This window comes from Nioella sp., from assembly GCF_965215655.1.
In the GTDB taxonomy this organism is placed as follows: domain Bacteria; phylum Pseudomonadota; class Alphaproteobacteria; order Rhodobacterales; family Rhodobacteraceae; genus Nioella.
The window spans coordinates 636,920-662,797 of record NZ_OZ244111.1 but is presented as its reverse complement, the minus strand read 5'-3'; the positions used below and the strand labels follow the sequence as shown (position 1 = coordinate 662,797).

At 63.7% G+C, this 25,878-nt stretch carries 28 protein-coding genes; 4 read left to right on the top strand and 24 right to left on the bottom strand.

Features of this window, described 5'->3' with window-relative positions:
• The first annotated feature begins 547 nt into the window (after positions 1-547).
• Positions 548-763, top strand: a complete 216-nt coding sequence (locus tag ACOOEX_RS03415; RefSeq protein WP_420397127.1) for a hypothetical protein — start codon at positions 548-550, stop codon at positions 761-763.
• On the opposite strand, the gene ACOOEX_RS03410 is transcribed toward ACOOEX_RS03415, so the two are convergent.
• The 15 genes from ACOOEX_RS03410 to ruvC all read right to left on the bottom strand — a co-directional run bounded on the left by ACOOEX_RS03410 (position 760) and on the right by ruvC (position 14,104).
• Positions 760-1,362, bottom strand: a complete 603-nt coding sequence (locus ACOOEX_RS03410) for an MOSC domain-containing protein (RefSeq protein WP_420397126.1) — start codon at positions 1,360-1,362, stop codon at positions 760-762. The genes ACOOEX_RS03415 and ACOOEX_RS03410 overlap by 4 nt on opposite strands.
• 120 nt (positions 1,363-1,482) lie before the next feature.
• On the bottom strand, positions 1,483-3,399 hold the full coding sequence (gene ftsH / locus ACOOEX_RS03405; protein WP_420397125.1) for an ATP-dependent zinc metalloprotease FtsH: 1,917 nt from the start codon (positions 3,397-3,399) through the stop codon (positions 1,483-1,485).
• A 78-nt stretch (positions 3,400-3,477) separates the two neighbouring features.
• On the bottom strand, positions 3,478-4,722 hold the full coding sequence (tilS, locus tag ACOOEX_RS03400; RefSeq protein WP_420397124.1) for a tRNA lysidine(34) synthetase TilS: 1,245 nt from the start codon (positions 4,720-4,722) through the stop codon (positions 3,478-3,480).
• Positions 4,719-5,540 (bottom strand): tol-pal system protein YbgF, encoded by an 822-nt coding sequence (gene ybgF / locus ACOOEX_RS03395; protein ID WP_420397123.1) that lies wholly within the window; start codon positions 5,538-5,540, stop codon positions 4,719-4,721. Before ybgF ends, tilS begins: the two co-directional genes overlap by 4 nt.
• A gap of 3 nt (positions 5,541-5,543) precedes the next feature.
• Entirely contained in the window at positions 5,544-6,044 is a 501-nt protein-coding gene (pal, locus tag ACOOEX_RS03390) for a peptidoglycan-associated lipoprotein Pal (RefSeq protein WP_071688863.1), read from the bottom strand.
• A gap of 89 nt (positions 6,045-6,133) precedes the next feature.
• On the bottom strand, positions 6,134-7,468 hold the full coding sequence (tolB, locus tag ACOOEX_RS03385) for a Tol-Pal system beta propeller repeat protein TolB (protein ID WP_420397122.1): 1,335 nt from the start codon (positions 7,466-7,468) through the stop codon (positions 6,134-6,136).
• A gap of 136 nt (positions 7,469-7,604) precedes the next feature.
• A complete protein-coding gene (locus ACOOEX_RS03380) occupies positions 7,605-8,717 on the bottom strand; it encodes an energy transducer TonB (RefSeq protein ID WP_420397121.1) in 1,113 nt (370 codons plus the stop codon).
• 7 nt (positions 8,718-8,724) lie between these two features.
• Positions 8,725-9,204 carry an ExbD/TolR family protein gene (locus ACOOEX_RS03375; protein ID WP_420397120.1) on the bottom strand — a complete coding sequence of 160 codons (480 nt, stop codon included), beginning with the start codon at positions 9,202-9,204 and terminating at the stop codon, positions 8,725-8,727.
• 3 nt (positions 9,205-9,207) lie between these two features.
• Positions 9,208-9,900 (bottom strand): protein TolQ, encoded by a 693-nt coding sequence (gene tolQ, locus ACOOEX_RS03370; RefSeq protein WP_420397119.1) that lies wholly within the window; start codon positions 9,898-9,900, stop codon positions 9,208-9,210.
• A gap of 121 nt (positions 9,901-10,021) precedes the next feature.
• The gene (gene ybgC, locus ACOOEX_RS03365; RefSeq protein WP_420397118.1) at positions 10,022-10,423 is read right to left on the bottom strand and encodes a tol-pal system-associated acyl-CoA thioesterase; all 402 of its coding nucleotides are present in this window, start codon (positions 10,421-10,423) and stop codon (positions 10,022-10,024) included.
• Positions 10,420-11,046 (bottom strand): hypothetical protein, encoded by a 627-nt coding sequence (locus ACOOEX_RS03360; protein ID WP_420397117.1) that lies wholly within the window; start codon positions 11,044-11,046, stop codon positions 10,420-10,422. Before ACOOEX_RS03360 ends, ybgC begins: the two co-directional genes overlap by 4 nt.
• A 12-nt stretch (positions 11,047-11,058) precedes the next feature.
• Complete coding sequence (locus ACOOEX_RS03355) at positions 11,059-11,892, bottom strand: hypothetical protein (RefSeq protein ID WP_420397116.1); 834 nt, start codon at positions 11,890-11,892, stop codon at positions 11,059-11,061.
• Between the two features lie 19 nt (positions 11,893-11,911).
• The gene (ruvB, locus tag ACOOEX_RS03350) at positions 11,912-12,940 is read right to left on the bottom strand and encodes a Holliday junction branch migration DNA helicase RuvB (protein ID WP_420397115.1); all 1,029 of its coding nucleotides are present in this window, start codon (positions 12,938-12,940) and stop codon (positions 11,912-11,914) included.
• A gap of 1 nt (position 12,941) precedes the next feature.
• On the bottom strand, positions 12,942-13,604 hold the full coding sequence (gene ruvA / locus ACOOEX_RS03345; protein WP_420397114.1) for a Holliday junction branch migration protein RuvA: 663 nt from the start codon (positions 13,602-13,604) through the stop codon (positions 12,942-12,944).
• The gene (gene ruvC / locus ACOOEX_RS03340; protein WP_420397113.1) at positions 13,601-14,104 is read right to left on the bottom strand and encodes a crossover junction endodeoxyribonuclease RuvC; all 504 of its coding nucleotides are present in this window, start codon (positions 14,102-14,104) and stop codon (positions 13,601-13,603) included. The genes ruvA and ruvC overlap by 4 nt, the downstream gene beginning before the upstream one ends.
• A gap of 337 nt (positions 14,105-14,441) precedes the next feature.
• Here ruvC and ACOOEX_RS03335 point away from each other — a divergent pair, with 337 nt between their 5' ends.
• Positions 14,442-14,642 carry a DUF1127 domain-containing protein gene (locus ACOOEX_RS03335; protein ID WP_083431293.1) on the top strand — a complete coding sequence of 67 codons (201 nt, stop codon included), beginning with the start codon at positions 14,442-14,444 and terminating at the stop codon, positions 14,640-14,642.
• Positions 14,643-14,712: 70 nt separating this feature from the next.
• On the opposite strand, the gene ACOOEX_RS03330 is transcribed toward ACOOEX_RS03335, so the two are convergent.
• From ACOOEX_RS03330 to msrA, 3 genes are all read right to left on the bottom strand, one after another.
• Positions 14,713-15,063: a hypothetical protein gene (locus tag ACOOEX_RS03330; RefSeq protein ID WP_420397112.1), complete on the bottom strand. Its 351-nt coding sequence runs from the start codon at positions 15,061-15,063 to the stop codon at positions 14,713-14,715.
• Between the two features lie 68 nt (positions 15,064-15,131).
• Positions 15,132-15,998 (bottom strand): 50S ribosomal protein L11 methyltransferase, encoded by an 867-nt coding sequence (locus ACOOEX_RS03325; RefSeq protein WP_420397111.1) that lies wholly within the window; start codon positions 15,996-15,998, stop codon positions 15,132-15,134.
• Between the two features lie 211 nt (positions 15,999-16,209).
• Positions 16,210-16,860, bottom strand: a complete 651-nt coding sequence (msrA, locus tag ACOOEX_RS03320) for a peptide-methionine (S)-S-oxide reductase MsrA (RefSeq protein WP_420397110.1) — start codon at positions 16,858-16,860, stop codon at positions 16,210-16,212.
• A gap of 175 nt (positions 16,861-17,035) precedes the next feature.
• Here msrA and ACOOEX_RS03315 point away from each other — a divergent pair, with 175 nt between their 5' ends.
• Positions 17,036-18,256 carry a CynX/NimT family MFS transporter gene (locus ACOOEX_RS03315; RefSeq protein ID WP_420397109.1) on the top strand — a complete coding sequence of 407 codons (1,221 nt, stop codon included), beginning with the start codon at positions 17,036-17,038 and terminating at the stop codon, positions 18,254-18,256.
• Positions 18,257-18,411: 155 nt separating this feature from the next.
• Positions 18,412-19,407, top strand: a complete 996-nt coding sequence (locus ACOOEX_RS03310) for a fatty acid desaturase (protein WP_420397108.1) — start codon at positions 18,412-18,414, stop codon at positions 19,405-19,407.
• Here ACOOEX_RS03310 and ACOOEX_RS03305 read toward each other — a convergent pair.
• The 6 genes from ACOOEX_RS03305 to ACOOEX_RS03280 all read right to left on the bottom strand — a co-directional run bounded on the left by ACOOEX_RS03305 (position 19,404) and on the right by ACOOEX_RS03280 (position 25,868).
• Positions 19,404-20,897 (bottom strand): mannitol dehydrogenase family protein, encoded by a 1,494-nt coding sequence (locus tag ACOOEX_RS03305; protein ID WP_420397107.1) that lies wholly within the window; start codon positions 20,895-20,897, stop codon positions 19,404-19,406. The two genes, ACOOEX_RS03310 and ACOOEX_RS03305, sit on opposite strands and share 4 nt — an antisense overlap.
• A gap of 12 nt (positions 20,898-20,909) precedes the next feature.
• Positions 20,910-21,683, bottom strand: a complete 774-nt coding sequence (locus tag ACOOEX_RS03300) for an L-iditol 2-dehydrogenase (protein WP_420397106.1) — start codon at positions 21,681-21,683, stop codon at positions 20,910-20,912.
• The gene (locus ACOOEX_RS03295) at positions 21,680-22,684 is read right to left on the bottom strand and encodes an ABC transporter ATP-binding protein (protein ID WP_420397105.1); all 1,005 of its coding nucleotides are present in this window, start codon (positions 22,682-22,684) and stop codon (positions 21,680-21,682) included. Before ACOOEX_RS03295 ends, ACOOEX_RS03300 begins: the two co-directional genes overlap by 4 nt.
• Positions 22,685-22,696: 12 nt before the next feature.
• The gene (locus ACOOEX_RS03290) at positions 22,697-23,527 is read right to left on the bottom strand and encodes a carbohydrate ABC transporter permease (RefSeq protein ID WP_420397104.1); all 831 of its coding nucleotides are present in this window, start codon (positions 23,525-23,527) and stop codon (positions 22,697-22,699) included.
• 13 nt (positions 23,528-23,540) lie between these two features.
• Positions 23,541-24,407, bottom strand: a complete 867-nt coding sequence (locus tag ACOOEX_RS03285; RefSeq protein WP_420397103.1) for a carbohydrate ABC transporter permease — start codon at positions 24,405-24,407, stop codon at positions 23,541-23,543.
• Between the two features lie 147 nt (positions 24,408-24,554).
• Positions 24,555-25,868, bottom strand: coding sequence for an ABC transporter substrate-binding protein (locus tag ACOOEX_RS03280; RefSeq protein ID WP_420397102.1), 1,314 nt, complete (start codon positions 25,866-25,868; stop codon positions 24,555-24,557).
• Positions 25,869-25,878: the final 10 nt, after the last annotated feature.

The following is a 25,878-nucleotide window of genomic DNA, read 5'->3' as shown; positions in this document are numbered from 1 at the left end:
CACCCATAGCGAGAAAGGCCCGACCGGACAGGGGCGTTTCCGACGTTTTCCGGCTTTCATCCGCCAATTCCTGTTTCCGATGCGCGGCATGAAAAAACTTTTGAACCGGGACAGAGCGCCAGACGACAGATTGATACACTACGCGCCATATCGTTCTGGAGAATAAAAATGTCCGCACCCATCGTTCTGATCCACGCAGGTTTCGCTTTCGGTGTCAGCCTTGCCGTGACGGTTCTGGCATTGGTATGAGTTTTCAACGCCCGGTCTTTCTGCCGGACCAAATTGTTTTCTTCCGCAGGACCTGAGCGTGATTGACGCAAAAGACCAGGATCCGGCATTTCCCCAAAGGCCCCGAAGATGGCGACAGGTCATCCGGGGCCTTGATTGGTTAAGCGTTCTCTTTGTCGGCTACATGGTCGTTGGCGGGCTGATCCGATCCCGCCTTCCTGACCGGGCATATTCAGAAGACTCCTGGTATGGCTGCCGGCTGACGAGCGGGTGGTTCAACATCTCGGCACATTGTCCGGATACCGGGTTGGGGCGCATCGTGGAATTCTGGGTCGAGAGCACCTTCACGATGGGGCTGTTTCCCTTTGCCCTGCTGAACGGAAACATGCTGTCCGGCCATCAGCCATGGTACCAGATCGCCCCGGCCGTGGTGTTCGCGGTGTTTCAGGTCGCCCTCTTTCTCTGGTTGGCCGTCCTTCTGATCAGACTGCCCATCCGGGGCGTTCTCTGGGCCTTTCGCAACCTTCGGGCCTAATCCAGCCCGCGCGCCGTGGCCAGATGCGGCCAGACCGGCTGATCGGGGATATGCAGGCGCAGCGCATCGCCCGCGTTCAACACCCCTTCTCGTTCCACCCAGGCCGTCACCCCGCGCCGCCCCTGTGCCGCTGTCTTGAAGGCCCTGCCATGGCCCGGTCCCTCGGCGTCGATGGGTTTCGCAGGCAGGTGGCAGGGGCGGTTTTCCATGTCGATGACCAGCGTCACGCCATCGGGGCCTTGCAGGCGCGACGAGGGCGGCACATGGGTGAAATCGGGGATACCTTCGATCACGAGGCTTGCCCCGACAAGCGCGGGGTCGAGCGCGTCTACCCCCATTTCGGCGGCGATTACGGCAAGTTCCTCGGCGCTCAGGACCGTCAGTTGGCGCACATTGCGGATCTCGGTGCCCCTTGGATGCTGAGAGATCACCCGGCTGCAAGAGGGCCGCGTCAGCCCGGCATGGGTCTCGCCCGTATATCCGCCAAATCCGAGCGCCATGCTGTCCAAGGACCGCGACGGCAGGCCCACCTCCCGGTCGGGATTGGCCCCAAGCCAGACCACGCGCGCAGTGAAGGAGGTGGGCAGCAAGGCGGGCATGGGATTCCTTTTCCGGTTGACGCGCCCAGATGTGACGCCAGGGCTGGAAAGGTGCAAGGGACAGATCGCGGAAAAGAAGAACCCCGGCGCTGAGGCCGGGGTTTTCGCAATCCGTTTCGATCAGGTGGTCGGCTCAGGCTCCAGGCTGCCATCGTCCGACGGCTTGGCCTTGGGCTTGGTCTTCGGGATGGCCGTGACCGAGGCGGTGCCGTCGGTATCGGTATCGTCGTCATCCTCGCCCCGATTGAGCGGCTCACCCGCAATCACCTTGGTGATCTCGTTGCCCGTCAGGGTTTCGTATTCCAACAGGCCCTGCGCCAGACGTTCCAGATCATCATGCTTCTCGGTCAGGATGCGCTTGGCGGTCTGATAGCCTTCGTCCACCAGTTCCTTGACCTTGTCGTCAATGACCTTCTGCGTCGCCGCCGAATGGTTGGTGCCACCACCGTAAGACCCCAGATGAGACTGCTGTTCATTGGCATAGTCGACATAGCCCAGTTCTTCGGCAAAGCCGAACTGGGTGACCATCGCGCGGGCGATCCGGGTCACCTGCTGGATGTCGGAGGCTGCGCCCGAAGTCACGTTTTCAGGCCCGAAGATCAGCTCTTCCGCGACGCGACCGCCCATGGCCATCGCAATCTTGGAGGTGTATTTGGTGTAACTTACCGACAGCTGGTCCCGCTCAGGCAGGCTCAGCACGAGGCCGAGCGCCCGGCCGCGCGGGATGATCGTGGCCTTGTGGATCGGGTCATGCTGCGGAACGTTGAGGCCGACAATCGCATGCCCGGCCTCGTGATAGGCGGTCAGCTTCTTCTCGTCCTCGGTCATGACCATGGACCGGCGCTCGGCCCCCATCATCACCTTGTCCTTGGCGTTCTCGAAATCCTCCATCGTCACGAAACGACGGCCCACGCGGGCAGCCATCAGCGCCGCCTCGTTCACGAGGTTGGCCAGATCAGCACCCGAGAAACCCGGCGTGCCGCGTGCGATGATGCGCAGGTCCACATCCGGGCCCAGAGGCACCTTGCGGGCGTGAACGCCGAGGATCTTCTCGCGGCCCTTGATATCGGGGTTAGGCACCTGCACCTGACGGTCGAACCGGCCCGGACGCAGAAGCGCGGGGTCCAGCACGTCGGGGCGGTTGGTGGCCGCGACGATGATGATGCCTTCATTGGCCTCAAAGCCGTCCATTTCCACCAGCAGCTGGTTGAGCGTCTGTTCACGCTCGTCATTGCCGCCGCCATAGCCGACGCCACGCGACCGGCCCACGGCGTCGATCTCATCGATGAAGACGATACAGGGCGCGTTCTTCTTGGCCTGCTCGAACATGTCACGGACGCGGGACGCACCCACACCGACGAACATTTCCACGAAGTCGGAGCCTGAGATGGTGAAAAAGGGCACACCGGCCTCACCCGCAATCGCACGGGCCAGCAGCGTCTTACCGGTGCCCGGAGGGCCGACCAGCAGCGCGCCTTTGGGGATCTTGCCGCCCAAGCGGCTGAACTTCTGCGGGTTGCGCAGGAACTCGACGATCTCTTCCAGCTCTTCCTTGGCCTCGTCGATGCCAGCGACATCGTCAAAGGTCACGCGACCGTGCTTTTCCGTCAGCAGCTTGGCCTTGGATTTGCCGAAGCCCATGGCCCCGCCGCGCCCACCACCCTGCATGCGGTTCATGAAGAAGATCCAGACGCCGATCAACACCAGCACCGGCAGCCACATCATCAGACCGGCCATGAAGCCCGACTGTTCTTGCGGCCGTGCCTGGATGCGCACGTCATTTTCCAGCAACACCGGGGTCACGTCGACTTCGGACGGACGGGTCGTTTCGAACGTGCCCTGCCCGGTGGTGAACTGGATCGCTTCGCCATCGAGCACCACGTTGCTGACAGACCCGCTCTCGACCTGCGCGATGAAGTCGGAATAGGCGACGCTGCGCGCGCTCACCGTGGACTGGTTGCCGCTGAACAGATTGAACAGAGCAAGGATCAACAGAAACAGGATGACCCAGAAGGCGATATTTCTCGCATTGCCCAAGAGAATTCTCCTTACATAGGCGCCCGGGGAAGGTCCGCGCCGGACACTGTGCCTAAAATAGGCATGCAGCCCCTGACTTCAATGCGATTTTAACGCGGCGTGAAAACCCGCCGATGCGGCATATTCGCAACGGATCGCGTCGTCCTTCCAGAAACCGGGTACGGCAAGCAGAAGATCGCCCTGCCAGACCCCCGGCCAGGACAGCAAAGCGTTATGGGGCAGACCCGTGGGACGATCCCATTGCGCAAGGCCGTGATCCCCCAAGGCACGGATCGTGGCCGGGGGGTGAGCAGGGGCCAGAACGCGCCAGCGCCCGTCCCAGAGCGTTTGACCGTCAGCCGGGGCCGTCTGATCGGCGACCGCCTTGAACTCACGCACCAATATAAGGCCTTCCCGCGACGGAAGCAGGCGGCAGCCCTGCAAGGTGCCCCCCTGCCCCTCCAGCGCGCGGTCGAGCGTGGCAGAGAGCGACGCAAGCCGCGGTTTGTAGGGGGCCCCCGACAGGCAAGCCAGCCCGTGCGACACCAACCGCAGACGGGTTTCCTCTTCGGTCCGCTCAAGGCCCGCCCGGTCATAGATCAGCAGCCCCTGTCGGTCGGTCACGATCCTGTCAGCCACGTCCCGCGCCCGTGCCAGCAGCGCCACCCGCGCACGCGCCATCGAGGCGGCGGTGTCGGCAAGGCGGGAGGCATCGATTCCAAAGGGGGCCAATTGCGTCAGCAGGCGGCGGGCGCGCACCCGGTCAAAACGGGGGTCGTCATTGGTGGGATCCTCGATCCAGCGCATGCCCTGCCGGGTCAGCCAGATGCGCAGGTCGGCGCGGCTCTCACCAAGCACCGGGCGGAGGATGTCATCACGACCAAAGCGGCCCTCGGGCATCGCCGACAGCCCGTCCACCCCCGATCCGCGCGCCAGCCGCATCAGCACGGTTTCCGCCTGATCGTCCTGCGTGTGGCCCAGAAGGATCGCACCGATCCCCTCCCGCGTGCAGAACTCGCGCATCAGGCGATAGCGGGCATCCCGCGCGGCGGCCTGCATGTTGCCCTTGCCGTCCCACCCGGTCCAGTACAGCGTGTCGTGCTGCGCGCCCATGCGCATCGCCTCACGCGCGACCAGCAGGGCCTCGTCCCCCGCCTCTGGCCGCAACCCGTGATCGACCGTCAGCGCGTGAATGCGGCAATGGTTTTCCTCGGCCCAGTCACAGGCCAGCCCAAGCAACGCCAGCGAATCGCCGCCGCCGGAAACCGCGACCGCAAGCCGTTCGGGCCGGTGTCCCGCCAGCAGCCGCTCCATCGCGGCGGCAAAGCGGGCATCAAGCGTCAATTGCAGCCGATCCGCGTGATGGCGGCGCGTGCATCAAGTACGATGGGAGAGGAGGGATAACGGATTTCCACCTCGCCAAGGGTCAGGCAGGCCTCATCGCGCTGTCCCAATTCGTTGAGACTTGTCCCCAAACGGTACAGGCTTTCGGGGGCACGGGGGGCGTCCGGCGCACCGCTGAAGCTGGCCAGATAAGCCCGCGCAGCCCGGTTCCAGGCGCCTTGCTGTGCCTCGGCCTCGCCGCGCCAGAAATGTGCCTCGGCGCTGAGTGCACCGCCGGGATAGGTATCAGTATAGGCCTGGAAGCCCTGCGCGGCCCCGGCAAAGTCGCCTTCTTCGTAAGCTGCCATCGCGCGGTCGAAATCGCTTTGCTCGGCTTCGGCAAGGCGCGGTCCGTTGGAGCCGCTCGTCACCGGCAGGGCTGGCGTTGCAACCGGCGCGCTGCCACCGCCAAGCGTCGGCGTGTCGCCGAGCGAGCCGATATCGCAATCGTCCTCCAGCTCGCACAGGCGAAACTCCAGATCGCCGATGCGGTTGGTGCCGTCGGAAACGATGCTGTCCACCCGGATCTGCAAATCTTCCGTGGCGCTGGTCAGGCGGCGCAGCTCGCGTTCGATTGCGTCGACCCGTTCCAGCGTGCTTCCCCCGGCAGTGCCCGTCGGCCCGCCGGTGGTAGACAGTTCCGTGCGCAGGCGCTGGATCTCGACCCAGAGGACCGACAGTTCCTGGCGGATATCGGCCAGTGTCTCGGACCGGCTTTGCGCCAGCGCCGCCGGGGTGGGCAGCGCCAGGACAAGGGCGAAAATCAGCGCGCGCCGCATGGATCAAGCCCCCGTTCCGATTTCCAGAACGGTCACCGCGCGGCGGTTCTGGCGGTAGCAGCTTTCTTCGGAACAGATCGCGAGCGGACGTTCCTTGCCATAGCTGATGGTCCGCAAACGGGCCTCGGTGATGCCCCGGGTCAGCAGATAGTCGCGCACGGCAGCGGCCCGGCGGGCACCAAGCGCAAGGTTGTAATCGCGCGTTCCCTGTTCATCGGCGTGGCCTTCGATCAGCGCGTTGTATTCCATGTTGCGCAGCAGCCAGTCGGCCTGATCGTCCAGCGTCGCGCGGCCTTCGGCGGTCAGGGTGGATTGATCGACTTCGAACAGCACCCGGTCGCCCACGGTTTCGTTGAAATAAGCCACCGAGTTGGGGTCACCCGCCGCACCCGCACCAGCACCTGCGCCGCCGCCCATGCGATTGTCACCGAAGTAACGGTTGTCGCCGCAGGCCGTAAGACCAAGCACCGCGACCAGAAGGGTCAGTTTCAGAAAGAGTTTCATCCTGCGTCGTCCTCATTATCGCGCTTTTCATTAGCGCAAGGGTATCACGGGCGGGCCTTCGTGAACATGCCCCCTGCCCGCTGGAATGGTTATTGCAATTGCGGCGACCAGGCGGGGTCGGAGGCCATGCCAGGGGTCGACACGCGTTGCAGGTTGCGGCCCGAAATATCGACCGAGTAAATCGCGGGCGCGCCATCAGCCCCGGCGGTTTCGCGGGTGAACATGATCACGCGGCCATTGGGCGCCCAGGTCGGGCCTTCGTCCAGGAATGACGACGTAAGCAACCGTTCCTCGGACCCGTCGGTGCGCATCACGCCGATATGGAAGCGCCCGTCCTGCTGGTTGGTGAAGGCGATCAGATCGCCACGCGGCGACCAGACGGGGGTGCCATAGCGCCCCTCGTTGCGGCTGATGCGGCGGGCGTCTCCGCCATTCGCGGACATGATGTAAAGCTGCTGAGACCCCGAGCGGTCGCTTTCAAAGACGATCTGGCTGCCATCGGGCGAGAAACTGGGGGCGGTTTCGATCGAGGGCGCGTCGGTCAGACGGCGGCGGTCCCCCGTCGACAGGTTCAGCAGGTAGATATCGGTATTGCCGCCCCGCTCTTCCGAATAGACCACGCTGCGCCCGTCGGGCGAGAACCGCGGGCTGAAGGTCATGGCAAGGCTGTTCTCGGACAGCGGGCGGCTGCGCACCGTCGCCAGATCCATCAGATAGACCTGCGGGGTGCCGCTTTCGTAACTGGTGTAAAGGATGCGATCCCCGGTTGGCGAAAAGCGCGGGGCCAGAACCAGCGACCGGCTGTCGGTCAGGAACTGCACATTCGCGCCGTCGTAATCCATGATCGAGATGCGGCGCAGCCGGGCGTTCTTGGGGCCCTCCTGGGCCACAAACACCACGCGGCTGTCGAAATAGCCGCTTTCCCCGGTGATCCGTTCATAGACGTGATCGGCCACGGTATGAGCCATGCGCCGCCAGCTATCGGGGCTGCCCACGAATTGCAGGCCGGAGCCGAGCGGCTGTTCCGAGAACACGTCGAAAAGCCGGAATCGCACCACCAGCTGCCCGCCTTCCATCGTCACCGATCCGGTGATCAGCGCCTGCGCGTTGATGGCTTGCCAGTCGCTCCATTGTACCGGGCTGTCAAAGCTGGTGACCGAGGAGATATGCGCGCTTCGCGGCACTTCGCGAAAGAGGCCGGTGCCCACGAGGTCGGCGGCAATTACACGGGTGATATCGCTGGCCGCATCCGTGGCCGCACTGTTTCCTGCGATGAATTCCGGCAGGGCGAAGGGCAAGGGCTCGATCACACCTTCGGTGATCTCGATCCGCAGTGGGCCGGGGCTTTGCGCGATGGCGGGTTGCGCACTCAGCGCGGCGACGGCCAGAAAAGCGGCCAGCAGGGCGTGAAACAGACGAGTCATTTATGGCTCAACTCCTCGGGGCGGAAGGTCATCATTGAAATATCGCACGGATTATAGCGATCACATAGAAGATCGGAACCCGGCCCGTGTCGGCAGGTTCTTGCGCCTTGGGCGCAAAAGGGGCGGGCCTGACACATCATCTGAGCCGCATCTCCTCGGGGTTGAAGGTGACCTCCAGCACGCGCCAATGGTCATAGCTTTCCTCGGGCAGATCATAGCCATTGGCACCGCAGCGGATCACCGCCCGGCGCGCGGCCTCATAGGCCTGGCGGGCCGCCGCATCGGACCCGCCGCGCGAGTCGATCATGCGGATGGACCCGGTTTCGGGCCGCCCGTCGCGCGACATCTGGACCGATATCGTGACAACGGTCTGCAACGCCTCGGAGGACAGACTGCCGACGTTCCAGCATTGCTGCACCGCCAGCCGCAGCCCATCCCGCTGCCCGGCAGAAAGCGGCGGACCAGAGGGCGCAGCGGGGGCGGGGGGCGTTTCGGTCGCGGCTTCGGCCACGGCGGCGGCGATGGCATCGGCCAGCGGGTCGCGCTCCTCCACCTCGGGCGGGCTGTCGGGCACCGGGGCCTCTGCCACGGTGCGGATGGGCCGCGCGGGCGGACGGAAAGACGACACCGGAGCAAGGGCGGCGGCGGGCGTTTCGGCCTCGGTCACGATCTCGGTCGTGGCTTCCTCGGGCGCGGTCGGGGGCGTGTCGGGCACCGGTGTGGGTGTCTCGGATGGCTCTGGCCGCGTCACCACCTCGGGCGCAATCTCGGCCTCGGGCGGCGGCGCGGGCGCGGGCAGCGGGGCCACGCGGGGCGCTTCGCTCGGCGCGGGCGTGTCAGAGGGTGGCGCGGTCACGTCCTGCGCGGGCGGGCTTGGCAAAGCCGCGACTTCCGCCTGCACCTCAGTATCGGGCAAGGGGGCGAGCGCCGACATGTCGGGTTGCGTTTCCGTGGGCGGTTCCGGCGTGGCCTGGGGCGGAGTTGCATCCGGCGCGGCGGCCTCTGGTGTCGGTGGTGTCGGTTCGGAAATCTCAGGTGTGGGCGGCGTCGGCAGCGAGGGCTGCTCTACCACGGCAGGCACGGGCACCACGGTTTCGAACATGGCGTCGAATTCCTGCGCCGAGATCAGCGTGACTCCAGTCAGCTCAAACGGCTCTTCCTCCGTATCGCTGAACAGACTACCCCCGATCAGCGCCCAGATGAGCACCGCGAAATGCAGTCCGCTGGAGGCATAAAGCGCACGCCGCATCGGCCCGTCACTCCCCTGCCTGTTCGTCAAGACGCGGACCACCCGCATCGGTCACCAGCCCGATTTCGCGGAACCCACCTGCGTTCAAAGCGCCCATGACCTGCATCACGTCCGCATAAGGAATAGCCCCATCCGCACGCAGGAAAATCTGGTTGCTGTCCCGTTCGGCGGCAATGCCCTGCAGGCGCGTCACCAGTTCCGCCATCGGCACCGGCGTGGTCTGGATCATCACCTGGCCATCCGCTGTCAGCGTCACGGCAAGGGGTTCTTCCTCTTGCTCGCCCGGCAACGGTTCAGCGGCGGTTTCCGGTAGCTCGATCGGCACACCCACGGTCATCAGCGGGGCCGAGACCATGAAAACGATCAGCAGCACCAGCATCACGTCTACGAAGGGGGTGACGTTGATTTCCGACATGGCGGCGTGGCGGGACCGGCGATTGCCGCGTCTGCGACCGCCTGTCTGCGCTTGTCTCACTCCGGCCCCCATGGCTCAGTCCAACTGCCGCGAGAGGAGGGTGGAAAACTCGTCGGCAAACCCCTCATACCCCGCCACCAGCCGGTCGGCATCGGCAGAAAGCTTGTTGTAGAGGATCACCGCAGGGATAGCGGCCAACAGGCCAAGCCCGGTGGCCAGCAGCGCCTCGGCAATACCGGGCGCGACGACAGCAAGCGACGTGTTGCCCGAGGTCGCAATCTCCTGGAACGACCGCATGATCCCCCAGACCGTTCCGAAAAGCCCGATGAAGGGCGCGGTCGCGCCGGTGGTGGCCAGGAAGTTCAGGCCCGAGGTCAGCCGCTCCGCCTCTCGCGCAATGGCCACGTCCATCGACCGGTCAACGCGCTGCTGCACACCGGGAATGAGCGCCCCGTCATCACGCAAGGATCGCTGCCATTCGGTCATGCCCGCGACGAAGACCCGTTCGGACGCGGACCGGGGCCGCTCGGCCACCTTATCGAAGAGCTCATCCAGCGGTTCCCCCGACCAGAAGGCCGCATCGAACTGCGCTGCCCTACGGCGCGACAGCCGGTAGGTGGAGAATTTGGAGAAGGCGATTGCCCAGACCCAGATCGACGCCGCGAACAGCATCACCATGACGATTTGGACGACAAAGCTTGCGCGGAAGAACAGGGCCAGCAGCGAGAAATCCATCTCCTGCGCCATGCTCAGCGTTTCGGTTTCCATGAAGTGCGTTTCCTATCTGCCCGGCCTCTGGTCGGATGCCATCTTGTTCGCGGCATCTCGTTTGGAGGGGAATCTAGCAAAGAGGAAGAGCAAACACCATTGGCTTGCGTCACGGTCGGTTTCACTGCTGAAACGTAACCAGCTTTTGGCGGATATCCGCCGGAATCCGCACCGCGCGGCCGGAATCCGTCAGGCAAACCACCTGAACCTTGGCCGCGTAGAGCCGGTCTGCGCCTCGCCAGACGGTCTGATCGAGGTCGAAACTGGCCCCTTTCACGCCGACGAGAAGGGTTTCCACCCGCAGATCATCCTCGAATCGGGCGGGCGCGATGAAATCCATCTCCATCCTGCGGACTGCAAAGACGATCCCCTGCCCGGCCTTCAGCGCTGTCTGGGAAATCCCCGCCTCCCGCACCATCTCGGACCGGGCGCGCTCAATGAACTTGAGGTAATTGGCGTGATACACGATCCCCGCCAGATCGGTGTCTTCATAATACACTCGGGTTTGGAAGTGATGGGTCACGACAGCATCCCCACCCGCGCCGCCAACCTCAACCCATGGCTCGGGTCGTTGGCACTCACCGGCATCACCGGGTCGTACCCTGCGCGGATGACATTTGCGATCTCTGGTTTCAGGACGGCGGGTTGGCCGGGCGCGGCGGCGAGGGGGGAGCTGTCGGTGAAGGCCGTGTCGGACCACAGCAGGATCACCTGCACCATCTGGGATAGCGCGATGGTCTCTGCCGGGACCTTGGCCATCTCCTCATCCATTTGGATAAAGGCAAAGGCGGCCTGAATGGCCCCGCTGTCGTCGAACCGAAAGCTGCGATACTGGTTGGCATCCACCGCTTTCAGGCGGTCCACCGTGGCGGGCAGGTCAGGGATCAGCCTGTCGAGATTGGGGGTCTCGGTCAGTTCGCCCCAGTCCCGGAAGAAGAAGACCATCAGGTTCGCGCCCAGTTCCGGGTCGGTCTCGGCCATCTTGTGCCCGGCCAGCGCCACCACGGCCTCGATCGCGCCTTTCAGGATGCTGACGGTCGCGTCCTCCACCCCGAAGACCACGGGCACGATGGGGCGGCCCCACCGGGCAAAGAGATAGTTCCCGTCAGACCGGGTAAAAAGGCGCGTGACCGCGTCGGCATCCATTCCTGGGGCTCCTTACAGGTTATTCTCAGCCATCCAGCCCGCGAATACCGGATCATAGGCGGCAGGGCCATAGACCTGCGGGGCGGTGCCGGACTCATAAATCACTGCTGCCGCCGCCCCGTCCGAAATGCGAATGCCCCAAGCGCCCGCCGAAATGTTGCAGGCATGGGCCATGCAGCCCGCCCCAAGCACCCAATCGCCGCGCTGGATCACACTGTTGGCCGGGCCGATCCGGTCGGCGAGGTCGCGGATCTGATCTTCGGTCATGATGGTCAGGAACCGGGCGCGCTCACCGGGGTCGCGGAAGATCGCGAAGGGGTGTTCCCCGATCCAGCGGGTCGCATCCGCGCCGGGGCCAGCGGGGGTGCCCGCGAAGGGCTGCGCGCCCGGCGTGGTTTCCATACCTGCATCGCTGAACCGGTAGGTTGTGAATTGCTGGCGCAGCCCGTCAACGAAGATATCAAGCTCCAGCGCGTCTGGCAGCACCCGCATATCGCTGACCGCGCCTTCACAGGCTTCGGTCTCGCCCATCACCTGCACAGTGCCCTGTCCGACGCGGATCACTGTCACCCCTGGGCCGCACATATTGCCGCCGTGGTGATGGGTGGCCAGCAGCCAGTCATGATCCGCGCCCTCAAGCGCCCAGGCCCCGAGGATTTCCCACATATAGTCCTGCTCCACCGGCAGGGTCGCGCCGGAGACCACCAGCCCCTGACTGGGACGTGCGCCCACGACCGAGGCCGCGCCGAAGCGGGTCTGGAACTGATCGTAACTGCCGAAGTCGACGTCAGCGTTGGCCGTGCTGGCAGACAGAGCGAGAAGAGCGGCGGATAGAAAACGGATCATGGCAATGCTCCCGAAAGGGTCAAATCAGGCTGCCCTGTTCGGGCGGCATCGGGGCGGCAAGACCCAGATGCGACCAGCCTTTGGATGCCAGCATCCTTCCGCGTGGGGTGCGCGCGATCAAGCCCTGTTGCAGAAGATAGGGCTCAATCACTTCTTCAATCGCATCGCGGCTTTCCGACAGGGCGGCGGCCATGGTCTCGACCCCCACGGGGCCACCGCCGTAGTTTTCCGCCATAAGCATCATGTAACGCCGGTCGGCCCCGTCGAGACCGAGGTGATCGACTCCAAGCCGCGTCAGCGCGCTATCGGCAATCGCCTGCGTCAGCCGCCCGTCGCCTTCGACCAGTGCGAAATCCACCACCCGGCGCAGCAGCCGACCGGCAATACGCGGGGTGCCACGGGCGCGGCGGGCAATCTCCAGCGCGCCCTCCGGGTCAGACGGGATGCCCAACAGACGCGAACCGCGCGTGACGATCTCGTGCAGCTCCGGCACCGTGTAGAATTGCAGCCGCGTGGGGATGCCGAACCGGTCCCGCAGCGGCGTGGTCAAGAGGCCGAGCCGGGTCGTGGCGCCCACAAGCGTGAAGGGCTGCAATTCGATCCGCACCGTCCGCGCGGCGGGGCCTTCACCGATCACCAGATCCAGTTCAAAATCCTCCAGCGCAGGATAGAGCACTTCCTCCACCGCCGGGTTCAACCGGTGAATTTCGTCGATGAAGAGGACATCACGCGCCTCCAGATTGGTCAGGATCGCGGCGAGGTCCCCGGCTTTGGCCAGCACGGGACCGGAGGTCATGCGGAAGTTCACCCCCAACTCCCGCGCCATGATCTGCGCGAGCGTTGTCTTGCCCAGACCGGGCGGGCCATGGAACAGCACATGGTCCATCGCCTCTTCCCGCCGCCTCGCGCTTTCGATGAAGACACGCAGGTTGGCGCGCGCCTCCTCCTGGCCGATGAACTCGGTCAGCTCCTGAGGACGCAATGCGCGGTCGGGGCTTTGATCCTCTGGCAAGGGGGTCGCGCGCAAGGTGGGGTCGGGCTCTGTCATCTCAATCCTTCGGGGCCAGCAGCTTCAGCGCCGCGCGGATCAGGGCCGGTGTTTCTGCATCCGGCGCGTCCCCGGCCGCCTGTGCCACCGCCATGGCGGCCTCTGCCGGGGCATAGCCCAGGTTCTTGAGCGCCGAAAGAGCTTCGGCCTGAGAGGATGAGGACGGGCGCGCCCGGATCGGGGCCGCGACATCGGGCTGCGTAACCGCCACCGCCGGGGCATCCCCCAGGGCCTCAACCACCTCGCCCCCCATTGTCATCGCACCCGGCGCCTTGTCCTTCAGCTCGTTCACCACCCGCTGTGCCAGTTTCGGGCCGACACCGGGCGCGGCCTTGACCGCCGCCGCATCGCCAAGTGAGATCGCCCGCGCCACGCCCTCGGCCCCGAGCGTGCCCAGAATGGCCATCGCCGCCTTGGCCCCCACGCCCTGAACGGAAATCAGCAACCGGTGCCATTCACGGTCATAGAGTGTCGGGAAGCCGAACAGCTGCAACAGATCCTCGCGCACCAGCAATTCGGTGAACAGCGCCGCTGCCTCGCCCGGCCCCGGCAAAGCGGCCAAAGTCCGGTCAGAACAGTAGACGACATAGCCCACGCCATTCACATCCAGCAGCACATGGTCGCTGCCCTTGTAATCCACACGGCCCGTCAGTTTGCCGATCATCGCCCCGCCTCCACTGCCGCAGCCAGTCGGCCCGCGGTCTGCGCATGAAAGGCATGACAGATGGCAATGGCAAGCGCATCCGCCGCATCCGGGCTGGAGGGGTTCGCACCGGGCAGTTGCATCTTGACCATATGCGCCACCTGCCCCTTTTCCGCATGACCCACGCCAACGACGGTCTTCTTGACCGCATTGGGGGCGTATTCCGCCACGCTAAGCCCCGCCTGCGCCGGAACCAGCAGCGCGATCCCCCGCGCCTGCCCCAGTTTCAGTGTGGCCACCGCATCTCGGTTGACGAAGGTTTGTTCCACGGCGGCCTGATCCGGCTGCCAGCGGTCCAGCACCTCGGACAACTGCCGGTGGAGCGACAAAAGCCGCGCAGCAAGGTCCTTGCCTTCGCTGTGGCAGGTTCCGTTGGCGATGTGACTGAGTCGCGATCCCCACGACTCGATCACGCCCCAGCCCATGTTTCTGAGCCCCGGATCGATCCCGATGATCCTCATTCCGCCCGACCCCTTAAAATTTTTGCGACTTTTTTGCAGCACTAGCACGAAACAAGAACATTGACCAGACAAAGTCGGTTTTCGGCGCGCATTGAAACAAAAGCGACAAGCGTCAGCGGGGATGTCGATTCAGGACAACTTCCTGATCCTGTTCCGACAGGAATTGTGGCGGATTTTTGCTAAGAATTCATGTTCTTACGTCCGGATCAGACCTATGCGCAGAATGCATATGACCCATGCGAAAATCGGTATTGCTCGGACCAGTCCCGGCCCCTAAGTGCCGGTTCAGCAAGCGAACACTTCGCAACCCACCCTCTTGTCTGGAAGGAACATTCAGATGGCTACCGTGACCAACCGCACCGTTGACGCCGGCTTCAGCGTCGCCTCGATCCTCTCCATCTTCGTGGGTCGGATTGCAGCCTGGAACGACGCCCGCGTGACCCGCAAAGCGCTGGAGGCTCTCTCCGATCGTGAACTGGACGATCTGGGCCTGAACCGCGGGGATATCGACTCGATTGCCAATGGCATCTACCGCTGAGATATCTCTCTCTTCTCTCCCCGATTGAAGCCGCTCCGACCCCGGGGCGGTTTCTTTCGTTTCAAGGGGGTCAGACCGGTGGACGCCCGATCGCGTCTCTCAGGGTCGTGCCGATCCAGACAGATACCGGATCCATGGACAGAACCCATGCCGCGGCCCGATGGCCGGTCGACTGGTCTGACAATTCCGCCAATCGCGCGGCGTAGTCTGCCTCGCCCTGGTGCCAGATCATGAAGCCCTTGAACAGGAAACAGCAGACAACCGCCAATGCCAGGCTGCGCCAGGGAAAGGATAGCCGAACACGTCGGCGACGCCGAACGACGAGCCCATCTGGCTGCACCACCACGCCATGTCCCTCGCCCGCGCCGGACGGGTTCATCCTGCGCAGCCGTTCCTGAAACCGGTCATAATTCGCATCCATCGGGGCACCTCTTGCGCCTGCCCCACCCGCGCACAAATTATCCGCAAATTATGGCAAAACTGTGCCGGTCAGCGGTGCAGGGTCAGCGTGGTCCATTCGCCAAGTTCGGCCCGATGCTCCAGGGTCATGCCCTGCGCCTCATAGGCCGCGACAACCTCGTCACCCTGTTCGTTGAGCAACCCGGACAGGATGACATGACCACCCTCGGCACAATGCGCCGCCACATCGGGGGCAAGTTCCACAAGCGGACCTTTCAGGATATTGGCGAAGATCAGGTCATAGGGCGCGGCGGCATGTAGCTCAGCGTGGTCGAACCCTGCCGCCTCAAGGCAGCGCACCCGCCCCGCCTCGCCATTGGCCGCGACATTGGCCATGGCCACATCCACGGCAACCTCGTCGATATCGGAAGCCAGCACCGGATCGGGCCAGACCTTGGCCGCCGCCAGCGCCAGTACGGCGGTGCCGCACCCAATATCGACCGTGTTCTTCTTTACCTCACCGGCCTGAATCAACCGTTCCAGCGCCTCAAGGCAACCCTTGGTCGTTCCATGATGCCCGGTGCCAAAGGCCATCGCCGCCTCGATCAGGAGGGGCACACACCCATCCGGAACCTTGTCCGCATCGTGGCTACCATAGACGAAGAAGCGCCCGGCCTCCACCGGATGCAGCTCGCGTTTCACATGGGCCACCCAATCGGTTTCCGGCAGTTCCGACACCACGAAAGGCTTGGCATCATGGGCCGCCGCCAGCAGCGCCAGGGCCACCTCGTCCGGGGCCTCAATGAAATAGGCGCCCACTTCCCACAGGCCGGACCCGTCTTCCATCTCGAAGACACCGACACCCGTCGCCTCGGGCTCGATCTCTTCCAGGGCAAGGCCAAGCGCCTCGGCCTGATCCTTGTCTTCGAGAGTGGTGAGGGCGGTGAAGGTCGGCATCGGTCAACTCCTGTCAGGTTTCTCACGCCTTAGGCGCAGGCTGCAAAAAACACAATGCGCCTTCTTCTTGGTCCAAATACTCACACCCGGACCTATCAGCGTCACCCTCACGCCCAAGGTCGCGCCACCCGCGCAGATATCCCGCGGCAGCACGGATCGGCGAGGGCCCCCGAACGGGGGCTTGGGCCGGGCCGTTCCCCGGTCGGCGCCGTCAGGCGCCGAGCCCGATGGGGCAGGTCACGCCGGTGCCGCCAATCCCGCAATAGCCTGACGGGTTCTTGGCCAGGTATTGCTGATGGTAGTCTTCAGCAAAGTAGAACTCTGGCGCAGGCAGGATCTCGGTGGTGATCGCGCCGAATCCGGCCGCTGTCAGGCGGGCCTGCATGCCCGGAAGACTGTCCTTGGCGGCCTGCTGCTGCGCCTCCGAGAAGGTGTAGATCCCCGACCGATACTGGGTGCCCATGTCATTGCCCTGGCGCATGCCCTGCGTCGGGTCGTGGTTTTCCCAAAACACCTTCAGCAACGCCTCATAGCTGATGATTTTTGGGTCATAGACGACCCGCACCACCTCATTATGGCCGGTCCTTGCGGTGCAGACCTCTTCATAGGTGGCATTGGGCGTATGCCCGCCCGCATAGCCCACCATGGTCAGCCAGACACCATCCAGCCCCCAGAACATCCGCTCCACGCCCCAGAAGCAGCCCATGCCGAACATGGCCGCTTCCATGCCCTCGGGCACATCGAGGGTCAGGGGACGGCCGGAAACGAAATGCGTCCTTGCCGTCGGGATTGCCATTGCCCGTCCCGGCAGCGCCTCGGCAGCCGAGATCATCTCCATCTTCTTTGCCTTGAAACCGAACATTGCGCGTCTCCCCTTTGCTACCGGTATCTTGCATCCGTCCATAGATGGGGCGCAAGCCGTCCCGAGACCAGATGTGCCCTACCTCGACACGGATCACGACGCTGCGATCACGAAGATCATGTCAATCGCAACGTTCCCCTTCCCAATCCCCCGAAGCGCGCCTAACGTCCGCCCCATGACGCCCGCCTCCACCCTCGACTCGCGCGCCTCCTGGATTCGCCTTGCCGTCTCGCTGACCATCGGGTTGGTGGGCAATGTGGGCATGTGGGCGATCATTGTCATCCTTCCCGCCGTTCAGGCAGAGTTCAACGTCGACCGGGGCGATGCCTCGCTGCCGTACACGCTGACCATGGTCGGATTCGCGCTTGGCAACTACCTTATTGGTCGGGCCGTGGACCGGTGGGGAATGACCGCCTCGATGATAGCCGCGTCCGGATTGATTGCGGCAGGGTTCGCCGGGGCGGCGATCGCGCCCAATATCGCCACGCTATCGGCGCTGCAATTGCTGATCGGCTTTGGCACCGCCACCTGTTTCGGGCCGCTCATCGCCGATGTTTCGCACTGGTTCCTGCGCCGACGGGGGATTGCGGTGGCCATCGCAGCCTCGTCGAACTACCTCTCGGGCGCGATCTGGCCGCTGATCCTAGCCGATATCCTCTCCACCCAAGGGTGGCGCACGGCCTATCTGGTGCTGGCGGTGGTCACGCTGCTTGTGATGGTGCCCCTGTCTTTGCTGCTGCGCGCCCGCGTGCCGGAGGCCGCGCGCGTGGAAGCCGAGGCCTCCGCCGCCCTGCGCGCACGCGCGGTCAGCTTTTCGCCCCGGACCCTGACCATGCTGCTGGCCATTGCGGGCATCGGCTGCTGCGTCGCCATGTCGATGCCGCAGGTCCATATCGTCGCCTTCTGCACCGACCTTGGCTACGGGCCCGCCATCGGGGCCGAGATGCTGTCCCTGATGCTGTTTGGCGGAGTGGCCTCGCGGCTGGTTTCAGGCGCACTGGCCGACTGGCTGGGAGGCGTGACGACGCTGCTTATCGGCTCTGCCCTGCAGTGCATCGCACTGTTCCTTTATCTGCCGACCACGGGGCTCACTTCGCTTTATATCGTCAGCCTCGTCTTCGGGCTCAGCCAAGGGGGCATCGTGCCGAGCTACGCCATCATCGTGCGCGAATACCTGCCCCCGAGAGAGGCCGGCGCGCGGGTGGGGCTGGTGATGATGTCGACCATCGCGGGCATGGCCATGGGCGGCTGGATGTCGGGCTGGATCTATGACGTCACCGGCAGCTACCAATGGGCCTTCATCAACGGCATCGCCTTCAACGTTCTGAACATCGGAATCATGGCGCTGATCCTGCTGCAATCCCGGCCCCGCCAAGCGGCACCAATGGCGGCCTGATGCCGACCGACGGGGCCGGAGTCGACCGAAGCGAAATTTTCCGTTAGATTCCTGTAACCAAAATTTGAAATGGCTACGCGACGACCACATCTTCCTGATGCGAGGGACCGGGCCAGACCGGCACCTCGTGCGAGACAGAACAAGAGACCGGTTCAATGTCGATACGAGAAGTCACCCGCGCCTATTGCGAGCGCTGCGACGCGCTTGCCTCGGCCAGTTATTTCGGCACCTTCGCCGTCTATTTCCTGACGCTCTACCTTGCCGTCCATTTCTACGACGCCTGGTATCTGGTGGCCCCGCTGGTGGTCATCAACGCGCTGTCGGGTGTCAGGCTTTATGTGCTGCAACATGATTGCGGGCATAATTCCCTGTTCTCGAAGCGGTGGATGAACGATTGGGCCGGTTACGGCCTGTCGACCTTCACGCTGACCCCCTACAGGGCGATGCAGTACAATCACAACGAACACCACAAGTTCCTTGGTGATCTGGAAGAACGCCGCTCGGGCGAGATCCACACCATGACCCTGCGGGAATGGAACGAAGCCGACTGGAAGGCGCGCCTGTTCTACCGGCTGTACCGCAACCCGCTGATCCTGATCCCCATCGGGGGCATCTTCGTTTATGCCCTACGCTATCGCTGGCCCAAAAACACGATGAAGGTGGGACCGGGCGGCGTACTGGTGCATGATGCGCTGCTGCTGACCTGGATCGGGCTTCTCTACTGGCTTGGCGGCATGCCCGCGCTGATGGTCTATCTGGCCACCGTCTTCGTAGCGGCCTGTTCCGGCGTGTTCCTCGTCTATCTTCAGCACAATTTCGAGGATACCTACTGGGACCGCCGCCCCGACCTGCGCCACGATCAGGCAGCGCTGCAAGGGTCGTCAGCGTTGGATTTGGGCTGGTGGTTCGATCTGGCAACCGGAAACATCGCCTATCACGACATCCACCATTTCAACGCCAATATTCCCAGCTATCGTCTGCGCAAATGTCACCGGGCCATCCGTGACCAGTTCGACCTGCCGACGATCAACTGGCCAGAGGCGATCCGCAGTTTCACCCTGAAGCTGTGGGACGAGGATCAGGAACGCCTGGTGCCCTTCCCGAATGAACGGCGGGTGTTCGGTGGCTTGATGCAACGGATGACGGGTTAGCTGACATATAGCGCAATCGCCGCCTCCACACCGTCTTGGGTGAGGACTCCCATCCAGCCCGCGAAAGCGGCTGCAAAGCGCGAATCCCGCGAGAGATCGCCGTAGATTGCCGACATCTCCAGCCATTCTTGCGGGCGGTCCACGGCCGCTCTGGCGCATTTCGTCAGCCGGTCCCATTGCGGGTCGTTTGCAGCGATGGCCTCCCCGGCCTCGGTCGTTCCCAGACAATAGCGCGCCCATAGGGCTTCGGTCAGGGCCAGCCCGGAAAATCCGCCGTCCGACAAGAGGGCATCGCGCAGCGAGGGCAGCACGAAACCGGGATGCCTGCTGGAGCCGTCGAACGCCACCCGCCGCGTGGTGTCGACGATGGACGGGTTGGAAAAGCGCCGCTTGATCAGCGCGATGTACTGGTCCGGCGTGAACTCTGCCACAGAGGGGACATGCGGCGCGACCTCCTCGCTCAACACCTTGTGCAGGAACGCCCCGACAGCCGGGTGCATCGCCGCCTCGGCAATCGTTTCCAGCCCCAGCAGAGCCCCCGCATTCGCCACCATCTGATGCCCCGCGTTCAGAATGCGCAGCTTCATCATCTCGTAGTCGTGAACCGAGCCCGAAAAGGTGACTCCGACCTTCTCCAGCGGCGGGCGCCCCGCGCAGAAATCATCCTCTATCACCCACTGCCGGAACGCCTCGTGCGAGACGGGTGCAGCGTCGTTCACCCCGAAGGCCCGGGCGAATTCCAGCTCTCGTTCACCGGTGGCCGGAACGATGCAATCCACCATGGAATTGGGAAAGCTGCAGCTGTCCTCGATCCAGTCGGCCAGCGCAGGGTCGGAAAGGCGCGCCAACCCGAGGACAACTCCCCGCAGGATCGCGCCATTGCCCTGCAGGTTGTCACAGCTCAGCAGCGTGACGGGTCCGTCCCCCCTTTCCCGCCGCAGCCGCAGCGCCGCGATGATCGCGCCAAACACGGTGCCGGGCCGGTCGGGATTCGCCGCATCATGGACGATCTCGGGATGAGCGATATCCAGCGCCCCACCCAACTGAAAATACCCGCCCTCCGTCACGGTCATCGCAACGATGCGAATGGCGGGATCGGCCATCGCCGCAATCAACGGGCCGTGACCTTCGGCAACCGGCACATAGTCGATCATCGAGCCGATGACCTCTGCCGCCCGGTGATCGCCGTCCAGCTCGATCAGGGTTGTCAGGCAATCCTGCGCCAGCAGCTTGCCGCGCATGGCGGCATCATAGGGCCGGACTCCGGCCCCAAGGATGGCCCAGTCCTGCGCCAGCCCCATCTCCATCAGCCGGCTCAGATACCAGGCCTGATGCGCACGATGAAAATTGCCCACGCCGATATGGATGATGCCGGCGGTCAGGCCAGACCGGTCATAGCCTGGGCGCCGCACCTCTGCGGGCAAAGCCACCAGATTGGCATTCGACAGAGGAAGCAGATCCGAGAATGTCTTGTGCACGGCGCTGGCCATGGCCGGTCTCCCTCAGCTCATCCAGTTGCCGCCGTCGACATTGTATGTCTGGGCGACGATATAATCTGCCTCGGGCGAGGCCAGAAACACGGCCATGCCGGTCAGATCCTGTGCAGTGCCCATGCGGCCGAAGGGAACGGCTTCGCCGACCTCGCGCTTCTTCTGTCCGGGGGCCTTGTTTTCGTATTTGGCGAAGAACGCGTCGACGCCGTCCCAGTGTTCCCCGTCCACAACGCCGGGGGCGATGGCGTTCACATTGATCCCGTGTTGGATCAGGTTCAGCCCCGCCGACTGGGTCAGGCTGATGATGGCAGCCTTGGAGGCGCAATAGACCCCGACAAGCGCCTCACCCCGACGACCCGCCTGGCTGGCCATGTTGATGATCTTGCCACCCTGCCCGCGCTCTATCATGTGCTTGGCAACCGCCTGCATCGTGAAAAGCGCACCCGCCACGTTGATCTGGAACACCCGGTCGAAGTCTTCGCGGGTGATCTCGACGATCGGGGCGGCGGAAAAGATCGCGGCGTTGTTGATCAGGATGTCGATCTGGCCGAAAGCGGCGGCTGTTTCGGCCACTGCGGCCTCGATGCTGGTCTGATCGGTCACGTCCATCCGCACGGCAATTGCGGCCTCTCCGATCTCGGAGGCCGATGCGCGCGCACGGTCCATGTCGATATCGGCAATGGCCACCCGCGCGCCCTCGGCGACATAGGCCTTTGCAAAAGCCAGACCGATGCCCCGCGCCGCGCCGGTGATCAGCGCCGTTTTTCCAGCCAGCCGGTTCATGCGATGCGCAGCCCCTGGGCATCGAACTTGTGAATCTGATCCTCCTGCGGGGTCAGCCAGACGCTATCGCCGTGACGCACGCCGAATTCACCATCCACCCGAACGGTCATCGGGTCCCCGCCGGTTTCGCGGTGCACATGCAGGAAGGTGTCGGAGCCGAGATGTTCCGCGACGCCGACAGTGCCTTTCCATGCGCCTTCGGTGGTCGAGATCGAGACATGCTCCGGCCGGATGCCAATGGTATGCGCCCCGCGTTTGGAGGCTTCCTCACCCGTCAGCATGTTCATCTTGGGCGAGCCGATAAAGCCTGCGACAAAGAGGTTGCGTGGAGAACGATAGAGTTCCAGCGGGCTTCCCACCTGTTCGATTACGCCGGCCTGAAGGACCACGATCTTGTCGGCCATGGTCATCGCTTCCACCTGATCGTGGGTGACGTAGATCATGGTGGTGTCCAGCCGCTTGTGCAGTTCGCTGATTTCCAGACGCATCCCGTGGCGCAGCGCGGCGTCGAGGTTCGACAGCGGTTCGTCGAAGAGGAAGGCCGCCGGTTCGCGCACAATGGCCCGTCCTATGGCAACGCGCTGACGCTGCCCGCCCGACAGCTGGCCCGGCCTGCGGTCGAGATAGTCGGTGAGGTTCAGCGCCTTGGCGGCGGCTTCGATCCGGCGGTTCTGTTCATCCTGGGGAATGCCCGCCATCTTCATCGGGAAGGCGATGTTCTTGCGCACCGACATATGCGGATAGAGCGCGTAGGACTGGAAGACCATGGCGAGGCCCCGTTTTGCGGGGGGCACCATCGTGGCGTCTTCGCCGTCGATGCGGATCTGCCCGTCGGTCACGTCCTCCAGCCCCGCGATCAGGCGCAGAAGGGTGGATTTGCCACAACCTGAGGGGCCGACGAAGACAACAAATTCACCGTCTTCGATGGTCAGGTCCAGCGGCGGGATGACCTCGACCTCGCCGAAGGCCTTGCGGACTTTATCAAGCGTAATGCGTCCCATGTTCTTGGTTCCTTATTTGACGGCGCCGAAGGTCAGGCCACGGACGAGTTGTTTCTGGCTGAACCAGCCAAGGATGAGGATCGGCGCGATGGCCATGGTCGAGGCCGCGCTGAGCTTGGCGAAGAACAGGCCCTCGGGGCTGGAATAGCTGGCGATAAAGGCGGTCAGAGGCGCGGCATCGACGGCGGTCAGGTTCAGCGTCCAGAAGGCTTCGTTCCACGCGAGGATGAAGTTCAACAGCAGGGTCGAGGCGATGCCCGGTACGGCCATGGGAGTCAGGACATAGAGGATTTCCTCTTTCAGTCCGGCTCCGTCCATCCGCGCGGCTTCCAGGATCTCGCCCGGGATCTCCTTGAAGTAGGTGTAAAGCATCCAGACGATGATCGGCAGGTTGATCAGCATCAGGATCACGACCAGTGCAAAGCGGTTGTCGAGCACGCCAAGTTGAATGCAGAGCAGGTAGATCGGGTAGAGCACCCCCACGGCGGGCAGCATCTTGGTCGACAGCATCCACATCAGGATGTCCTTGGTCCGGCGTGAGGGCACGAAGGCCATGGACCAGGCGGCAGGCACCGCGATGATGACACCAAGCAGCGTGGAGCCCCCTGCGATGAAGACCGAGTTCCACAGAAACCGCATGTAATTAGAGCGTTCCTGCACGATGGCGTAGTTTTCGAGCGTCCAGTCAAAGGCCAAGAAGACAGGCGGGTTTGCAATGGCCTCGGCCTCGGTCTTGAAGCTGGTCAGGATGGTCCACAGGATCGGGAAGAAGATCAGCAGACCAATGCCCCAGGCGATTGCGGTGTTGAGCGCCTTGCGCGGGTTTGAAACGGCACGTGCCATGGTCAGGTCCTCCTCAGGCGTCCAGGTTCTTGCCGACGACGCGCATCAGGAAGAGCGCAACGATATTGGCGAGGATGATGGCGTAGACACCGCCCGCGCTGCCGAGGCCGACATTCTGACTTTCCAGCACGCGCTGGTAGATCAGGTAGGTCAGGGTGCGGCTGCCGAAGGCGCCGCCGGTGGTCACGAAAATCTCCGCGAAGATCGACAGAAGGAAGATCGTCATGATCAGGACCACGATGGTGATGGCGCGGCTCAGATGCGGCAGAACGATATAGGCAAAGCGCGACAAGTGTCCGGCGCCGTCCATTTCCGCGGCTTCGAGCTGTTCACTGTCCAGCGACTGAATGGCGGTCAGCAGGATCAGCGTCGCGAAAGGCAGCCACTGCCAGGACACGATCAGGATGATCGAGAAGAGCGGCACATCGCTCAGCCAGACCACCGGGTCAGCCCCGAAGGCCCGCCAGAGATGGGCGAAGAGGCCGTTGGTGGGGTCCATGAACATGTTCTTCCAGACCAGCGCCGACACGGTCGGCATCACGAAGAACGGTGCAATCACGAGGATACGGACGATCCCCTGCCCCCACATCGGCTGATCCAGCAGCAGCGCCAGCAGAATGCCGAAGACGACCGAGATCAGAAGAATGCCGCCGACGATGAACAGCGTGGTCTGAACCGCGGGCCAGAACGAACTGGACGAAATGAAGCGCGAGTAGTTTTCGAACCAGATGAAGCCCTGATCACCGCCACGCAGCGGCAGGAAGCGTCGGAACGAGAACCACAGCGTCATCGACAGCGGGACAAGCATCCAGACGAGGAGCAGGAAAACCGCTGGCGCCATCATCAGTCGGGCGGCAGAGCGGGAATGCTGGGTGGCCATGACGGGATCCTCTCTTTCTGTCGGCGCGGGGTTGGGCGCTCGGGACAGAATGCCAAGGGAAAAAAGGGCCGGCCAGATACGACCGGCAAAGAGGGGAGAGTGTTGGGGGGCGGATGAGGGCCGCCCCCCGGGAGGAAGAAACAGGGATTAGTAGCCCGCAGCTTCCATGGCTTCGCTGGCGATCGCCTGCGCGTTTTCAAGCGCCTCTTCCACCGACTGCTGACCGGCGTAGGCGGCGGCAAACTCCTGACTCACCTCGGTCGCGATCCCGGCGAATTCGGGGATGGCGGCGAACTGGATGCCGACATAAGGCACGGGATCCACGGTCGGGTTGTTCGGGTCAGCCGCGAGGATCGAGTCCAGCGTCATCTGTGCGAACGGAACCGAGATGTAGTCGGGGTTTTCATAGAGCGAGGTCCGTGCACCCGGCGGGACGTTGGCCCAACCTTCGTTCTCGGCGACCAGTTCGATATAGTCAGCCGAAGTGGCCCACTCGATGAACTGCAGCGCGGCATCCGCCTGCTGCGTACCGGCCGGAATGGCCAGCGCCCAGGCCCAGAGCCAGTTCGAGCGGCGATCAACCCCTTCGCTATTCGGCGCCAGCGCAAAACCGACGCTGTCAGCAACCTCCGAGTCATCGGGGTTGGTCACGAACGAGGCCGCAACGGTGGCGTCGATCCACATGCCGCACAGGCCCTGCTGGAACAGCGACAGGTTTTCGTTGAAGCCGTTGTTCTCGTAGCCGTCCGGACCGTAGTCGTTCATCAGGTTGACGAAGAAGTTCAGCGCCTCGGCCCATTCCGGCTGATCGAACTGCGGGGTCCAGTTTTCATCGAACCAACGCGCACCGAAGGAGTTGCCTGTCACGGTGATGAAGGCGCCGCCTTCCCCCCAACCGGGCTTGCCGCGCAGGCAGATACCGTTGACGCCGTTTTCAGGGTCGTCCATCGCCGCTGCGGCTTCGCGGATGAACTGCCAGGTCGGCGCTTCGGGCATTTCCAGACCTGCGGCTTCCATCAGGTCGGTGCGATACATGACCATGGAGCTTTCGCCATAGAAGGGCGCTGCATAGAGCGTGCCCTCGTGGCTCAGACCGCCGCGCATGGCGGGCAGGATGTCGTCGACATTGTACTCTTCGGACAGGTTGTCCAGCGGAACCAGCCAGCCATTGGCGCCCCAGATCGGGGTTTCATACATGCCGATGGTCATGATGTCGAACTGACCGCCATTGGTGGTGATGTCGGTGGTGACGCGCTGACGCAGCACGTTTTCTTCCAGCGTCACCCACTCAACCGCGATACCGGTCGCCTCGGTGAATTGGTCCGTATAGCCCTGCATGCGGATCATGTCGCCATTGTTCACGGTTGCGATGGTGATGGTCGTGTCCTGAGCCAGAGCTGCCGATGCAGTCAGGCACAGCGCAAGCGCACTTGTGGTGCGAATAAGAGTCTTCGAAGACATCCTGTCCTCC

Coding starts and splice junctions, on each gene's coding strand:
- ACOOEX_RS03410 (WP_420397126.1), bottom strand. CDS start 1,362: ATGCCCGCCTTGCTGCCCACCTCCTTCACTGCGCGCGTGGTCTGGCTT.
- ybgF (WP_420397123.1), bottom strand. CDS start 5,540: ATGCGGCGCGCGCTGATTTTCGCCCTTGTCCTGGCGCTGCCCACCCCG.
- pal (WP_071688863.1), bottom strand. CDS start 6,044: ATGAAACTCTTTCTGAAACTGACCCTTCTGGTCGCGGTGCTTGGTCTT.
- tolB (WP_420397122.1), bottom strand. CDS start 7,468: ATGACTCGTCTGTTTCACGCCCTGCTGGCCGCTTTTCTGGCCGTCGCC.
- ACOOEX_RS03380 (WP_420397121.1), bottom strand. CDS start 8,717: ATGCGGCGTGCGCTTTATGCCTCCAGCGGACTGCATTTCGCGGTGCTC.
- ACOOEX_RS03375 (WP_420397120.1), bottom strand. CDS start 9,204: ATGGGGGCCGGAGTGAGACAAGCGCAGACAGGCGGTCGCAGACGCGGC.
- tolQ (WP_420397119.1), bottom strand. CDS start 9,900: ATGGAAACCGAAACGCTGAGCATGGCGCAGGAGATGGATTTCTCGCTG.
- ACOOEX_RS03360 (WP_420397117.1), bottom strand. CDS start 11,046: ATGGATGCCGACGCGGTCACGCGCCTTTTTACCCGGTCTGACGGGAAC.
- ACOOEX_RS03355 (WP_420397116.1), bottom strand. CDS start 11,892: ATGATCCGTTTTCTATCCGCCGCTCTTCTCGCTCTGTCTGCCAGCACG.
- ruvB (WP_420397115.1), bottom strand. CDS start 12,940: ATGACAGAGCCCGACCCCACCTTGCGCGCGACCCCCTTGCCAGAGGAT.
- ruvA (WP_420397114.1), bottom strand. CDS start 13,604: ATGATCGGCAAACTGACGGGCCGTGTGGATTACAAGGGCAGCGACCAT.
- ruvC (WP_420397113.1), bottom strand. CDS start 14,104: ATGAGGATCATCGGGATCGATCCGGGGCTCAGAAACATGGGCTGGGGC.
- ACOOEX_RS03335 (WP_083431293.1), top strand. CDS start 14,442: ATGGCTACCGTGACCAACCGCACCGTTGACGCCGGCTTCAGCGTCGCC.
- ACOOEX_RS03330 (WP_420397112.1), bottom strand. CDS start 15,063: ATGGATGCGAATTATGACCGGTTTCAGGAACGGCTGCGCAGGATGAAC.
- ACOOEX_RS03325 (WP_420397111.1), bottom strand. CDS start 15,998: ATGCCGACCTTCACCGCCCTCACCACTCTCGAAGACAAGGATCAGGCC.
- msrA (WP_420397110.1), bottom strand. CDS start 16,860: ATGTTCGGTTTCAAGGCAAAGAAGATGGAGATGATCTCGGCTGCCGAG.
- ACOOEX_RS03315 (WP_420397109.1), top strand. CDS start 17,036: ATGACGCCCGCCTCCACCCTCGACTCGCGCGCCTCCTGGATTCGCCTT.
- ACOOEX_RS03310 (WP_420397108.1), top strand. CDS start 18,412: ATGTCGATACGAGAAGTCACCCGCGCCTATTGCGAGCGCTGCGACGCG.
- ACOOEX_RS03305 (WP_420397107.1), bottom strand. CDS start 20,897: ATGGCCAGCGCCGTGCACAAGACATTCTCGGATCTGCTTCCTCTGTCG.
- ACOOEX_RS03300 (WP_420397106.1), bottom strand. CDS start 21,683: ATGAACCGGCTGGCTGGAAAAACGGCGCTGATCACCGGCGCGGCGCGG.
- ACOOEX_RS03295 (WP_420397105.1), bottom strand. CDS start 22,684: ATGGGACGCATTACGCTTGATAAAGTCCGCAAGGCCTTCGGCGAGGTC.
- ACOOEX_RS03290 (WP_420397104.1), bottom strand. CDS start 23,527: ATGGCACGTGCCGTTTCAAACCCGCGCAAGGCGCTCAACACCGCAATC.
- ACOOEX_RS03285 (WP_420397103.1), bottom strand. CDS start 24,407: ATGGCCACCCAGCATTCCCGCTCTGCCGCCCGACTGATGATGGCGCCA.
- ACOOEX_RS03280 (WP_420397102.1), bottom strand. CDS start 25,868: ATGTCTTCGAAGACTCTTATTCGCACCACAAGTGCGCTTGCGCTGTGC.